Here is a 12,875-nt window from a genome sequence, read left to right on the forward strand (position 1 = left end):
ACCCGCTGGAACAGTTCCCACAACTCGTCCGGCACCAGCCGCTCAACGATTCCCACGTCAACAGGGTATCGAACACGCCAAATGAGATGACGTCTTAGCCCCTGCTTGCCCCGGTCTACCGGCGGAGCGGCCGGCCTTCTCCCCGCCGGACGGGGCCTTGGTGATGCAGCCGTCCACCGAGATCTCGCCAAGGTCGAGGCCGATCATCCGGTCGCAGGCGTCCAGGGCGAGAGCGTGCAGCACTTTGGAAATCCCCTGCCGGGACCACTCTTTGAGGAGTCGGCGGATGGTGCGGTCCGAGCATCCGGGCGTGGAGATCCGCTCGTAGCCGGAACCATGGACCAGCGCGAGCACGACGTGCTCGAAGACGGTTCGGTCGGGGATCCGGCGGCGGTGACAGCCCAGCGGGCGGCCGACGACGAACTCCTCCCGGACGGGGAGGAGCGCGGCGAACTGGTCCCACAGGGGTTCGAGCAGGCAAGCTGGCAGCGCGGGCACGGCCGTCCTTCGTGATCACTGAGCGTAGAGATTACGAGCATGAGGTACGCGCAGGGCGGCGGGTCGACCGACCCTGAGCTCAGGGTAGGTCACCACGGGAGGTTCCCGGATCGGTCGATGAACTGTCCCGTCGGCCCATCCGGGCCGATCGTCGCGAGGGTCACGATGGACTCTGCGCCGTCGGCGACGCTGTGTCCGAGGCCGCCGGTGAAGTCGGTCGCGGTCTGCCCGGGGTCTGCTGCGTTGACCTTCACGTCCTTCAGTTCCTTGGCGTACTGCGTCGTGAGCATCGTGACCGCGGCCTTCGAGGCGCAGTAGAGGGGCAGGGCATACTGCGACTCGATCCGCGCCGGGTCCTGGGTCATGCTGAAGGAGCCCATACCGCTGGACACGTTGACGATGACGGGGTTCGGCGACTTGCGCAGCAGCGGGAGGAAGGCGTGCGTGACGCGCACGATCCCGACGACGTTCACGTCGAGCACGGCGCTCACGTCGGTCGCGGTGTACTCCTCGACGGGGCCGACCTTGCCAAGGACGCCGGCGTTGTTGACCAGGACGTCGATCGTTCCCTCATGCGCGGAGACATCCGCAGCCGCGGCCTGGACCGAGGCGTCGTCGGTCACGTCGATCTGAACGAATCGGGCGCCGAGCGACTCGGCCGCGGCCCGACCGCGCTCACGGTGGCGGGCACCGAGGAGGACGGTGTGTCCCGCCTCGACGAGGCGACGAGCGGTTTCAAAACCGAGAGACTTGTTGGCCCCGGTGATGAATGTGGTGGTCATGCTGGCTCCTCCTGGTCCGAACAGCACGGTCGTGCGCTGTTCACGCACTCCATGCTGGGTCCCCGGGAGGGTTGGCGGGAGCTACGGGACTTCCTGGTACCGCGCGTACCACCCAGCAGCCTGGTCCACCGGACGAGGCGGAACGCGGGCCTTCATTTCTGAGGAGACATCCTCTGGACCCCGATGGCCGCAAGGAATTCGAGTTTGCTGCGGGCGTCGGTGCCTGGCTGAGGCGTGTACACCACGAGGCGGAGGTTCGTGTCCTGGGTGTTGAGGATGTCGGAGTTCATGGCGATGTCTCCGACATCCGGGTGCTGGACGAGTTTGTGCGCACTCTGGTGACCGCCCACCGCTCGGCGGCTCCACAACTCGCAGAACCGTGGGCTGAGGTTCAGCCTCGATACCAACGCCGCGAGGTCGGGATCGTCGGGGTACCGGCTCGTCGTCGCGCGCAGGTCGGCGACGAGGGACTCCTCGAACGCCGCCCGCTCGGCCGCCGTCTGCCGGACCCGGGGCAGCTCACCCAGGAACTGCCAGACCAGGACGTTGCGATCTCCCACACCGCGGACCGTGGGATCGCCGAACGTGGCCGCGAACAGTGGATTCCAGTGCAGCAACTGCCAGGTGGCGTCGTAGATCGCCAACGGGTTGCCAGCGAGCTGGTCCACGATCCGGTACAGGCTCCCTGGGATCATTCCTGGAACCCGGCTCGGATCCGCTGCATGACCGGCCATGCGCAAAAGGTGAGCGTGCTCGTCGTCGGACAGGTGCAGGGCGCGGGCCAGGGCCGAGCAGACCTGCGCCGAGGGTGTCGCCACCCGTCCCTGCTCCAGCCGGACCACGTACTCGACCGAGATGCCGGCCAGCGTTGCCAGCTCCGCGCGTCGCAGACCGGGGACCCGACGAGGTGAGCCGTGTGCGAAGCCCACCGTCGCGGGATCCAGCCGGTCCCGCCACGCCCGGAGCGCGGCACCGAGTTGATCCATGCACACCATCCTCCCGCACACCCCGCCCCGCTGGGTGGTACGCGCTGTACCACGAAGTTCCGTGGCTCCCGCCGACGCTCCCCGAGGGCTCAGTGTCGAGTCGTGAACGGCGCACAACGATGCTGTTCGGAGTCAGGAGGAGCAAGTATGACCACGACGTCGAACCACTACGTCACCGTGCTGTGGGAAGCCCGGGCCAAATCCGGGAAGGGAGCCGCGATGAAGGCGTTCATGACAGCCGCTGTCACCGCATCCCGCTACGACGCGGGCAACATCGACTACGAGGCCCACCAGGTCCAGGGACAACCGGGCGCGTTCGTCATCTTCGAGCGCTGGGAGAGCCGCGAGGCCCTCGAACGCCACCTGCAGGCGCCCCGCATGCAGGACCTGGTGCCCCAACTGCTGGAACTGATGGACGGCAGCAACGGAGGAGTTGGCTGCATAGGAAGGCCTCCACGTTCGGAGGGGATTGACTGAGCAAGTGACGGGCCCGCTTTGCGCGGGACCGGCTGGAGGACCTGGTCGACCAGCCTCGCCCGGGCGGGCCCCGGAAGATCACCGATGCCCAGGTGGAAGAAGTGGTCGTCAGGACTGGAGACCACGCCGAAAGACGCCACGCACTGGTCGACGCGGTCGCTGGCCAAGGAGGTAGGCCTCTCCCAGCCGGCCATCACGCGCATCTGGTATACCTCAGCCCCAAGCCGCACCTGATGGACACTTTCAAGCTCTCGAAGGATCCTGAGTTCATCGAGAAGGTCCCGCGATGTGGTGGGCCTGCATCTCGCCCCGCCCGAGCATGCGCTGGTGCTGTGTGTGGCGTCAGGAGCAGTCCGCGCTATCGGCCGCAGCCGACGGCCGCGGATAAGCGTCCGCCCCGGCGGAAGGATCACGTCATCCCCTTCTCGGCCATGTCTGTCTCGCTCACCTCAGACGAGGCTTTCGTGGAGACGAAGCGGAGGCGCGTCGTGCACAGGGAGACGACGACGGCCGAGGCTGCCACGACGGCCATGCCCCAGGCCAGATCGCTCACTTCGGCGACGAATCCGATCACCGCTGGTCCGACGAGCAGACCGATGGTGCCCGTGGCGGCGACGACAGAGAGGGCTTGCGGCCCTTCGGCCGCGGCGGCGACGTAGAGGCATGGTGCCACGGCGGCCACACCCAGCCCCACGCACGCGAAACCGATGAGCGCGGGAACAACACCTCCGGTCAGCAGAGCGAGGCCCAGTCCGGCGCCGGCCACCGTGCTGCCGACGCGGACGACCCTGGCGTCACCCCAGCGGCTGCGCCAGCCGTCACCGAAGAGGCGTGCGACGACCATCACGCTCGAGATGACGGCGATGCCCAACGGCGCGACCTGGGGTGACGCGTGGGCGATGTCCTTCAGATACAGCGCGGACCAGTCATTCATGGACCCTTCGACCACCTCGGCGAACACCATGGCGCAGCCGAGCCAGAGCACTGCCTGTGTCAGCCGGGTGAACCTGCGACGGCGCTTGCCCTCCTCCTGCTCGGCTACCGGCTCGCCCGAGGAAGCCGCGGAAACCTCTTCCGCGAGCAGACGCGGACGTGCATACGCGAGGAGCACGAGGAGGATCACCGAGGCGACGGCGAAATGGGGGGCGATGTCCGGAGTCAGTGCCGTGACCCCTGACGACAACAGAGCGGCAAGGAACGAACCCGCACTGAAGGTGGCGTGCAGCTGTGTCATCGCCGTACGTCCGTGCACCTTCTCCAAAGCGGCGCCCTGCGCGTTCATCGCCACATTCAGACAGCCCACGGCCACGCCGTCCGCACAGAGAATCACCAGCGCCGTCGGGTAGTTCGGGGCCACGGCCAGCACAAGGAGGATCGCCACCAGGCTGAGCCCGGACAGCAGGGCGACGCTGCGCGCCCCGAGGCGCTGCATCAGGAACGTGATGAGCGGAAAGGAAGCCACCGCGCCCGCCCCGGTGACCACGAGCAGCAGGCCCACCTCGCCGGCACTCAGATCGAGGCGTTCCTTGAGGGCGGGGATGCGGGAGGCCCAGGTGGCGTACTGGAACCCCAGGAAGCAGAACAGCGCCGCGATGGCCAACTGCGTACGCCTGAAATCGTCTAGGACACGGGGCATGGAAATCGGGCCGCCTCCTCCGAAGGGCTGGTATCTCTGCCGGATACCGCGATGGACATGTACACGGCGTTTTCGCCGTAGCTCTCCGGGAGCCGGACCCGTGGGTGGGCCCGGTAACCGTGAGCGGCCCAGAAGGGGGCCATGCCGTCGACGGCGACGAGCGAGATGTGCTCGAACCTCGGTCGCGCGGCGGCCGTCAACCGGGTCAGCAGGCCCCGCCCCCACCCGTTGCCCCGCTGCTCGTGGGCGACGACCATGTCGTGAAGATGGAGGTTGCGTGAGTCGCGTGCGGGCTCGTCGACCCGGGCCAGCGGTGGGTACTGGAACCTCGGGTAGGGCAGCGCGAGCAGGTAGCCTTCTATTTCTCCGTCGAGGTCCAGCACGAAGCAGGTGTCCGGTGAGGCGCGCCCCTTCGATTCCAGCGCTGCCAGGCCCTCGGTGAGTGAACTTCCTGCATAAGCCGCTGCCTCCACCGCGGCTATGCCCGGCCAGTCATTGTCCCGCACGGGACGGATGCGCTCGTCGTGGCCGACCCGCTCCTCGCTCACGCCGCCTCCGCGTGGCCGAGTTCGGCAGGTGTCACCATGTGCGGCAGCGGTCCAAAGCCGTTGAAGGCTTGCGTCATGTAGCTGGTGGCGTAGGCGCCGGCGGACAGGATCCACACCGGGTCGCCGGACGTCAGCGCCTTGGGCACGCGTAGGTGTGCGGTCCGGTAGGCGTCGTCGCTGTCGCATGTGGGGCCGGCCACGACGGCCGCGACGTACTCGCCATCGGCGTGTCCTGGAAAGACGAGCCTGTGGCAGAGTTCGTCCATCTCGTAGAGGCCGTTGAATTTTCCGCAGCTGAGGTAGAGCCAGTGCACCAGTTCTCCGTCGGCCTGCCGCCGCTCGGTGAGCCGGTAGACGTGTGCGCGGATCGCGCCGTGATCGGCGACCAGGTGGCGACCGGGCTCCATGACGATGTCGAGAGGCGCTGCGTTCAGGCGCCGCAATTCCTCGATGCCTTCGCGCAGAACAGCAAACATCTTGTCCAGCGGCGGCTCCAGCGGGCGGCCGTGCCGGTCCAGGTATCCGAGGGCGGGCAAGCCGCCGCCGAGGTTGACGTGGTCCGGCACGATGGCCCGGTGACGCAACGCCACCAGGACCTCCGCCAGCTGGTCGACGGCCTGACGCCACGCGTCGTACGTCATCTGCTGTGATCCCACGTGTACCGACAGCCCGGCCGGGGTCAGGCCGGCGGCACGGGCCACGGTCAGCACGCGAACGGCGTCGTCCCGGGAGCAGCCGAACTTGCGGCTGAGTCCCCACAGGGCGCCTTCGCCGCTTGTAGCGAGGCGGCAGTACACACGGGCGCCGGGGGCGTTGGCGGCGATGGCCGCCACGTCCTGAACGCTGTCCGTGGCGAACGTCCGCACACCGAGCCGGTGGGCCTCGGCAATGCTCGCGTCGGACTTCACGGTGTTGCCGTAGTGGATGCGGTCCGCGGGCACACCCAGTCGTAGCGCCTGCTCGATCTCGCCAGGGCTCGCCGCGTCGAATCCGGCGCCTCGGTCAGCGAGGCAGGTCAGCACCTCGTCGACCGGACATGCCTTCATCGCGAACCGTACGGTCACCGGCAGTTCGCGCACCAGGCGGTCGTACTGGCCCTCGATCCCGGTGAGATCGAAAACGACCCGATCCGTTGAAGCGGCAGCCAGCGCGGAAGCCAGTCGCGTGTCCAGGTTCCAGCTCACGCGCCCGCACTCCCGAGGCCGGTGTCCCGGGCGACGCCCACGAGCACGGGCCAGGCATCGATCAGGTACGCGAAGTCCTCCGTGTCCTGTTGCGCCTCGTCCAGCAGCTGCTTCCGGCGCGCGTCCATCAGGTCGGCGAACTCGGCGTAGCGGCCGCCCAGTTTCCGGTACGCCGTACTGACCCGGTCCAGTCGCCAGACGTTCTCCGTCTGGTCCCGACCGGCGCTCTGGCGCAGGAAGCCGGAGATGACGTCTGCGCGGACCCGCTCCTGTTCGTCCAGCAGTGCGGTGTCGGGGGCCGCGCTCATCCGGTCGTAGACGTCGTTGAGGTAGAGCATCGACAGCAGGAACTTCACAAACCTCAGCTGGTAGGCGCGGAAGCCGGCGTCGGTGCGTCGGAAGGGCGTGTAGAAGTTCTGGATATGGCGGTTGTGCAGTACGCCGGGCAGTGCGGCGTCGTGGACGAGGTGGATGAGGAAGTAGTCGCTGCCTATGGTGTCGGTCGCCGGGGGCAGCGGCACCCGCTCGTATACCTCGTGGTGGAAGGCAATGTTGCACATGTCGACCCTCATGGGGTCGACGAGTGTCAGGGTGGAGTGGTCCTCGGTGAAGGGGGTGGTTCCGGCGCCCTTGAAGGACTCCTCGACGAGTTGTCCCTTCTGCTCGTCCGACCAGTGGGCGGGGGCCCACAGGCTGACGACGTCGTGGTAGACGCCCGCGTCGAGACGCTCGATCTCCGCGATGTCCACGGACGGTTCACCGACGAAGGACGCTCCGACCATCGACACCCGGCGCTGGCCGTGGTGCGGGGCGAGGACGGTCTCCGTCACGGCCGCCGACGCCTTGGACGCGGTCTTCCCGAGTGAGGCCAGCTCATGATGGATGGGAAAGACCTTTTCGCCATCCAACACCTGATAGCTGGAGTCCGAGTCCCTGCGGTGCACCGACCGGCAGCCAAGTGCGCTGGCGATGAGGAAGGCACGGTTGGTACAAGCACCGTAGGAGAGGTCGGCAGGCAGCATCAGGGTGAGCAGCCGGTCGGGTGCGGCGAGGTCGGAGCGCTGGATCGTGCGCCGCAGGAAATCCCGTTGGCGTGCTTCGTCGAGGTGGTGGACGATCACGTCGGGGATGGCCGGCAAGTCGGCCACCACGCGGGTGTGTTCCGTCCATGTGGCCTGGTCGCAGGAGTCGAGGATGAGCAGGTGCACCTCGATACCAAAAGTGCGGGCGGCGTACGCGGCCTCCTCGGCGATGCCGACGATGGCCTCCTCACACGCCCTGTTGGTCGGCAGAGCCAGGCAGATCCGGTCGGTGCTGGTGGTGTGCTTCACCTGTCTCCTTCGAGGATGCCCCGTCCTTTAGGGCGGGGTGGAATCGAAGCTCCTGCGGTGCAGGGCAGGGAAAGAAGAACCGCCGCCAGGGCGGTTCTTCGTCTGGCCCGGACTTGCCGCAGGCGGCACCGAGTTGACTCGTTGATCAAGGGCTTACTAGTGTCACTTGCGTGAAGATCGTCGCGCAGGTGAAGTTGTTGCCGGCGTCCGCGTATGACGCGGGCGCTCTGGCGGCGACCCTGCGTGCCTGTAACCGGGCCGCGAACGCGGCCTCTGAGGTGGCGTTCGCGAAGGATCTGAAGCGGCGCAACGTGTTGCAGGACGCGGTGTACCACCGGATGAAGGCTGATTTCGATCTCGGGGCGCAGGCCGCGGTGCGCACGGTGAAGAAGGTGTGCGATGCGTATGCCACGCTCAAGGCCAACATCCGCGCAGGCAACTGCGGGCCGGAAGGCTCCAAGCGCCGGGCCAAAGCCGAGTCGAAGCCGATCAGGTTCCGGCAGACGTCGGCGCAGCCGTACGACGACCGGATGCTGACCTGGAACCTCGACGCCCGGACCGTCAGCATCTGGACGGTGTCCGGACGGTTGAAGGGCATCCCGTTCGTCGGCTCCCCGCAGGCGCTCAAGCTGCTCCAGCAGCGCAAGGGCGAATCCGACCTGGTGATGCGGGACGGCATGTTCTTCCTGATCGCCACCATCGACATCCCCGAGCCCGAGGTGTACGAGCCCAAGGGCTTCCTGGGTGTGGATCTCGGGATCGTCAACATCGCCACGACCTCGGACGGCCGGATCATGTCCGGCCGTCAGGTGAACCGCTACCGCCGGCGCAGGCGTGAGCTGCGCTCGAAGGTGCAGAAGAAGCGGACCAAGTCCGCGGCCCGGGTGATGAAGCGCAACCGGCGCCGTGAGGCCCGCTACGCCACCCAGCGCAATCACATCATCGCCAAGAAGCTCGTCGCCACCGCTGAACGCACCTCGCGGGGTATCGGTCTGGAAGACCTGACCGGTATCCGGCAGAGGGTTACGGCCAGGAAAGACCAGCGGGCACGACTGCACTCGTGGGCCTTCGCCCAGCTCGGCGCGTTCGTCGAGTACAAAGCCAGGCGGGCCGGTGTGCCCGTGGTCCATGTGGACCCGCGCAACACCTCCCGCCAGTGCTCGGAGTGCTGGCACACCCACCGATCGAACCGGGTGACCCAGGCGAGGTTTGCGTGCAAGTCCTGTGGGACCATCCTGCACGCGGACCACAACGGCTCCCGCAACATCGCCCACCGGGCCGATGCTGCGTGGCAGCGGGGCGCAGTCAACCGCCCCAGAACGCCATAGGCGCTCCGGACGCAGGACCCCACAGTGGGACACCAGCATCACGTCTCACTCTGCCTGCAAGCCCGGCCCTTCAGGGCCCGGGCAGTTGACTTGCCGCTCTCTCGTTCGCTCCAGGAGTCGAGCCCCAGGAGTTTCCTACCGAGGTCGTTGAGCGTCGCGGCACCGTAGCGAAGCGATTCGTGCCGATCGACGTCTCCGAGCAACGTCGCGTTCCAGTCGGGTGTGCTGAGAGTCCGCCAGGAATGGACACGGGAGCGGCGCAGCGCTTCGTGCTCCTCCAGTGCCGGCATCATCGACAGGTACTGCACGGCCCGCACGCCGTTGTCGGAGACGTTGGGCGCGACGCCGTGCGCCAGCAGTCCGTTGAAGATCAGCAGATCGCCGGCTTGCAGGTCGGGACGTACCACGGAGAACTCGGCGCGGTCGATCGCGGGCCTGATCGGGTCCCGATCGGCCGGCTGCGCGATCCGCCACTCATCGAACTGGCGGAACAGCTCTGGTGCGCACTGGAATCCGCCGAGTTCGGGCTGAGTGTCGTTGAGGGCCAGGATGCCCTGCACCCGCTGTGGCAGCACGCCGAGGGTGGTGTCCACGTCCCAGTGCAGCTCGATGTCGAATCCCTCGTCGGTCGGCGCGATGAGGGAGCGTGAACGGCTGCCCCGGTTGGGCGGGTTGAGGTTCAGCCGATCGAGGGTGACCCACAGCTCCTCGCAGTCCCACACGTCGACGAAGGCGTCGTAGACCCGCTGGGTCTGCCGGTTGTCCCACATCAGCTGATGGTGGTACGCCTCTACGAAGCCGTAGACGTGCAGGTCACGGTCGAGGTCCGAGCGGAACTCACGTTCTTGGTACCAGGTTTCGGGCCGGTCGGGGTCAAGCCCCGCGAACTCCCAGGCGAACTCGTACAGGCTCTTTGCCGCGCCTGGAGAGACGGCGTTGCGCACGACCACATAGCCATACGTCTGCCAGAAGGCGAAATCCTGTTCCGACAGTACGCGCAGCGACTGTGGCTCCTCGAGCTTTATGTCTCTCAGTTGCGTCTGCGCGAGGTAGGTCTCACCGTCAGCGCTGAAATAGGGGCGCCGTGTCGGGGCGCGGTACAGATACGGGTCGGGCGTCGGCATGCGATCACTCCAAGGCGCGATTCCTCAGTGGTCGAGAGGAACTCATGGCCGTTACTGATCGAACTGAGGTTGCAGCCAAAGTGGACTGGACCAATTGGTGATGTCAATCGTCAGCGGGGGAAGTTGCCGCCATTTGCCTGTCAGCTGCCTGTTACCGGCCGAACCCGCTCCTGTGCGTGGTGCGGCGTGATGAACGGGGACTCCAGGTGCCGACTGGGGTGCGGGCTGCTCGACTTGCGGGTACGAGCACCATGACTGTGGCCGGCCGGCGGCCAGGGGCCCCGTTGATGACGAGGGTGCCGGCCTGCGGTGCATGACCTGGACCGTTCTCGGGTTCAGGTCCGCCCGGACGTTCATCGCGACGTACCTGGTCGGCCGCGGGCCTCCCGTCCGTGTTGCCACACACTTCTTGGTTGGACTAGACCAACGACGAGTGGGCGGGCTATAACGAATTACCTGCAGTGCGCCCGGAAGGCGGATCATGACCACCAGAGTGAGCGTCGTCCAAGACGGCACCGGAATGCCTGGTGCCGTTACACGGGTGCCGAAGTACTACCGAGTCAAGCAGCACATCCTCGAGATGGCGGAGTCGCTGGGGCCGGGAGAACGCGTGCCCGCCGAGCGATTACTCGCCGTCAGCCTCGACACCTCGCGCACCACGGTCCGGCGGGCCCTGCAAGAGCTCGTCAGTGAAGGCAAGTTGGACCGGATCCACGGGAAGGGCACGTTCATTGCACGGCCGAAGCTCTACCGCGCCCTTCAGCTCACCTCCTACACCGAGGACATGCTGGCCCAGGGACTCAAACCTGCCTCACGGATCCTCGATTTGCGTCACATCAAGGCTGACGAGGAACTGGCACGCCTGCTCGCCATCGACATCGGCGAGGAGGTAGTGCTCCTCGAACGACTTCGGCTGGCCGACGGCGAGCCCATGGCCATCGAGTCGACCCACCTGCCCGCACGGCGCTTCCCCGGCCTGCGCGAAACGCTGACCAGGTACAGCTCTTTGTACACGGCACTCGCCGAGGTGTATGGAGTTCACCTCCTAAAAGCCGAGGAGGGCATCGAGACCACGCTCGCGAACCCGTACGAGGCCGGGCTGCTCTCGACCATCGTGGGCCTTCCCATGATGCTGCTGTCCCGACACTCCCACGACACGGAAGGCAGACCGGTGGAGTGGGTCCGTTCGGTGTACCGCGGCTCCCGCTACAAGTTCGTGGTGACCTTGCTGCCCACCGCGGACCGGGCCTTGGATTGATTCGCCGTCCCACCATGGCCGTTCGTCCCTCTTCTCGGGCACTCCATGCTCATGGCCAGCCCTACGACCGCGCTGCAGCCAGCTGATCGCGCCCCCAACGCTCGGAGGCGGCCTTCACCTCACTGTGAGCGCCCCGATCGCACGTCAAGAACTGGTCCCTCGAAGCCGGCCTCACGGCCGAACCCATTGAGGATCAGTCCCGCCCCGCCAATCCTGGGAAATCCGTGACACGACAGGGTGTTCTCACCAACCGAACCGAAGCCGTCCCGACGCCGCCCGAAGCCGGCCGACCAACGACCGCCGAGACTGATGAAGGCGCAGACCGCCTTCGGGTGTCAGGCCGCTCGCTGTCCCCTGCCCTGGAGACTTCCGTTCCCACATCCCGGACATCGTTGTCACCAACCCTGGCGGAAACGCTGATCACCGCACGCGAGGCAGCCTGTCTGACCCAGCAAGACCTCGCGGAGCGATCCGGGGTGAGCGTGCGGGCCATCCGCAACCTCGAGACCGGACACACCTCCCGTCCCCGCAAGCAGTCGCTCCTTCTGATCGCCAAGGCCCTCGGACTGCCCTCGGAGGACATCGGCCGACTGATGCGCCGACCGAGCGCCGGAGACCACCACCTGTCAGCGCCTGGTCCCGTACCCTTCGAACTCCCCCCTGTTCCTCGCCACAGCCTCGTCGGTCGTGCGACGCACCTTGCTTCCCTGCGGGCTCACCTCTCAGCCGCAAAAGACGGCCACACAGGCCGGCCCGTGATCGTCGTCGGGCCGCCCGGTGCAGGGAAGACTGCACTGGTCATCAAAGCGGCACACGGTGCGCGTGACCGGTTCCCGGATGGTCAGGTCTTCGTAGACCTCCACCCGAACATGTCCACCACACCACTGACGCCGGACGAGATCGTTCCCCGCGTCCTGCGCTCCCTCGGCGCCGGCCCGGTGGCCGATCATCCGGAGGAGGCAGCTGCCCGGTTACGGGACGCGCTGAGCAGAAAGTGCGTTCTCGTCGTCCTGGACAACGTCGACAGCGAGGCACAGGTGCGACCACTGCTGGTGGACGGTTCGTGCCACGCCGTGCTGGTGGCCGCGCGCCGTGAACTGCCCGCTCTTACCGGGCAATTCCGTCAGAGTATCGATGCCCTCAGCGACACGGACGCCCTTCGGGTGCTGCAGGACCTGCTCGGCACCGCCCGCACAGCTGCAGAGCGATCGGCCGCGTCCAGGGTGTTGCGGTTCTGCGGCGGTCTGCCTCTGGCTCTCCACATCGCCGGGCTGTGGCTATCAGGGCGACCGCACCGGTCGCTGCGTGATCTGGCGGACCGGTTGACCAACGAGCAGGACCGGCTTCGCTTCCTGCGCATCGGCGATCTGTCGCTGGAAGCCAGTGTGGCGGCCTACTACAGCTCGCTGCCGACTCCGCTCCGGGCCTCATTGCTCCGGCTGAGGAACGTGAACGGCGACTTCAGTGCCGACGACATGGTGACCGAGGTGACTCCGTCATCGGGAATGGCCGCGGATCTCCTCGATGAACTGGTCGACCGCCACCTGGCGTATCCGGTCACAGCGCCCCCCGACGGCCAGCGGCTGTACCGGCTCCACGACCCCGTGCGTCAGTACGTGACCTACGGCCCGGTCGGCTCCTGGCACCCAGATCGCGTCAAGGGCCAGATCTGGCTCCCCCGGCAGGCTGCGCACAGGGGCTGAGAAGAGGAGGGTGAGCCTCC

11 protein-coding genes and 2 pseudogenes are annotated in these 12,875 nt (G+C 67.0%); 5 read left to right on the plus strand and 8 right to left on the minus strand.

Translation table 11 applies throughout. From position 1 onward, the window contains the following. Window positions 1–89: 89 nt before the first annotated feature. The 3 genes and pseudogenes from ABZZ74_RS45650 to ABZZ74_RS45660 form a co-directional block, all read right to left on the minus strand. A pseudogene (locus tag ABZZ74_RS45650) lies at window positions 90–498 on the minus strand (transposase); the annotation flags it as partial. 89 nt (window positions 499–587) lie between these two features. Continuing rightward, on the minus strand, window positions 588–1,280 hold the full coding sequence (locus ABZZ74_RS45655) for an SDR family NAD(P)-dependent oxidoreductase (RefSeq protein WP_356950033.1): 693 nt from the start codon (window positions 1,278–1,280) through the stop codon (window positions 588–590). A gap of 152 nt (window positions 1,281–1,432) precedes the next feature. Continuing rightward, a complete protein-coding gene (locus tag ABZZ74_RS45660) occupies window positions 1,433–2,266 on the minus strand; it encodes a helix-turn-helix transcriptional regulator (protein ID WP_356950034.1) in 834 nt (277 codons plus the stop codon). Window positions 2,267–2,413: 147 nt separating this feature from the next. On the opposite strand from ABZZ74_RS45660, the gene ABZZ74_RS45665 reads away from it, so the two are divergent. Both ABZZ74_RS45665 and ABZZ74_RS45670 read left to right on the plus strand, forming a co-directional pair. Then, window positions 2,414–2,743, plus strand: a complete 330-nt coding sequence (locus tag ABZZ74_RS45665) for a putative quinol monooxygenase (protein ID WP_356950035.1) — start codon at window positions 2,414–2,416, stop codon at window positions 2,741–2,743. 29 nt (window positions 2,744–2,772) lie between these two features. After that, window positions 2,773–3,082 (plus strand): annotated as a pseudogene (locus tag ABZZ74_RS45670) (helix-turn-helix domain-containing protein); the annotation flags it as partial. A 70-nt stretch (window positions 3,083–3,152) separates the two neighbouring features. Here ABZZ74_RS45670 and ABZZ74_RS45675 read toward each other — a convergent pair. From ABZZ74_RS45675 to ABZZ74_RS45690, 4 genes are read right to left on the minus strand one after another with little or no spacing between them, the layout of a single operon-like run. Beyond that, on the minus strand, window positions 3,153–4,379 hold the full coding sequence (locus tag ABZZ74_RS45675; protein WP_356950036.1) for an MFS transporter: 1,227 nt from the start codon (window positions 4,377–4,379) through the stop codon (window positions 3,153–3,155). Then, complete coding sequence (locus ABZZ74_RS45680) at window positions 4,364–4,927, minus strand: GNAT family N-acetyltransferase (protein ID WP_356950037.1); 564 nt, start codon at window positions 4,925–4,927, stop codon at window positions 4,364–4,366. Before ABZZ74_RS45680 ends, ABZZ74_RS45675 begins: the two co-directional genes overlap by 16 nt. After that, a complete protein-coding gene (locus ABZZ74_RS45685) occupies window positions 4,924–6,111 on the minus strand; it encodes a type III PLP-dependent enzyme (RefSeq protein WP_356950038.1) in 1,188 nt (395 codons plus the stop codon). The genes ABZZ74_RS45680 and ABZZ74_RS45685 overlap by 4 nt, the downstream gene beginning before the upstream one ends. Further along, window positions 6,108–7,442 carry a DUF6271 family protein gene (locus ABZZ74_RS45690; protein WP_356950039.1) on the minus strand — a complete coding sequence of 445 codons (1,335 nt, stop codon included), beginning with the start codon at window positions 7,440–7,442 and terminating at the stop codon, window positions 6,108–6,110. Before ABZZ74_RS45690 ends, ABZZ74_RS45685 begins: the two co-directional genes overlap by 4 nt. 170 nt (window positions 7,443–7,612) lie before the next feature. Here ABZZ74_RS45690 and ABZZ74_RS45695 point away from each other — a divergent pair, with 170 nt between their 5' ends. Then, window positions 7,613–8,770, plus strand: coding sequence for a transposase (locus ABZZ74_RS45695; RefSeq protein WP_356950040.1), 1,158 nt, complete (start codon window positions 7,613–7,615; stop codon window positions 8,768–8,770). 38 nt (window positions 8,771–8,808) lie between these two features. Here ABZZ74_RS45695 and ABZZ74_RS45700 read toward each other — a convergent pair whose 3' ends face one another. Further along, window positions 8,809–9,894 carry a phytanoyl-CoA dioxygenase family protein gene (locus ABZZ74_RS45700; RefSeq protein ID WP_356950041.1) on the minus strand — a complete coding sequence of 362 codons (1,086 nt, stop codon included), beginning with the start codon at window positions 9,892–9,894 and terminating at the stop codon, window positions 8,809–8,811. 481 nt (window positions 9,895–10,375) lie between these two features. On the opposite strand from ABZZ74_RS45700, the gene ABZZ74_RS45705 reads away from it, so the two are divergent. Together ABZZ74_RS45705 and ABZZ74_RS45710 are read left to right on the plus strand one after the other, a co-directional pair. After that, window positions 10,376–11,152 (plus strand): GntR family transcriptional regulator, encoded by a 777-nt coding sequence (locus ABZZ74_RS45705; RefSeq protein ID WP_356950042.1) that lies wholly within the window; start codon window positions 10,376–10,378, stop codon window positions 11,150–11,152. A 332-nt stretch (window positions 11,153–11,484) separates the two neighbouring features. Beyond that, window positions 11,485–12,855 carry a helix-turn-helix domain-containing protein gene (locus ABZZ74_RS45710; protein ID WP_356950058.1) on the plus strand — a complete coding sequence of 457 codons (1,371 nt, stop codon included), beginning with the start codon at window positions 11,485–11,487 and terminating at the stop codon, window positions 12,853–12,855. Window positions 12,856–12,875 lie beyond the last annotated feature (20 nt).

Source organism: Streptomyces sp. NPDC006476 (assembly GCF_040612015.1).
GTDB lineage: Bacteria > Actinomycetota > Actinomycetes > Streptomycetales > Streptomycetaceae > Streptomyces > Streptomyces griseorubiginosus_B.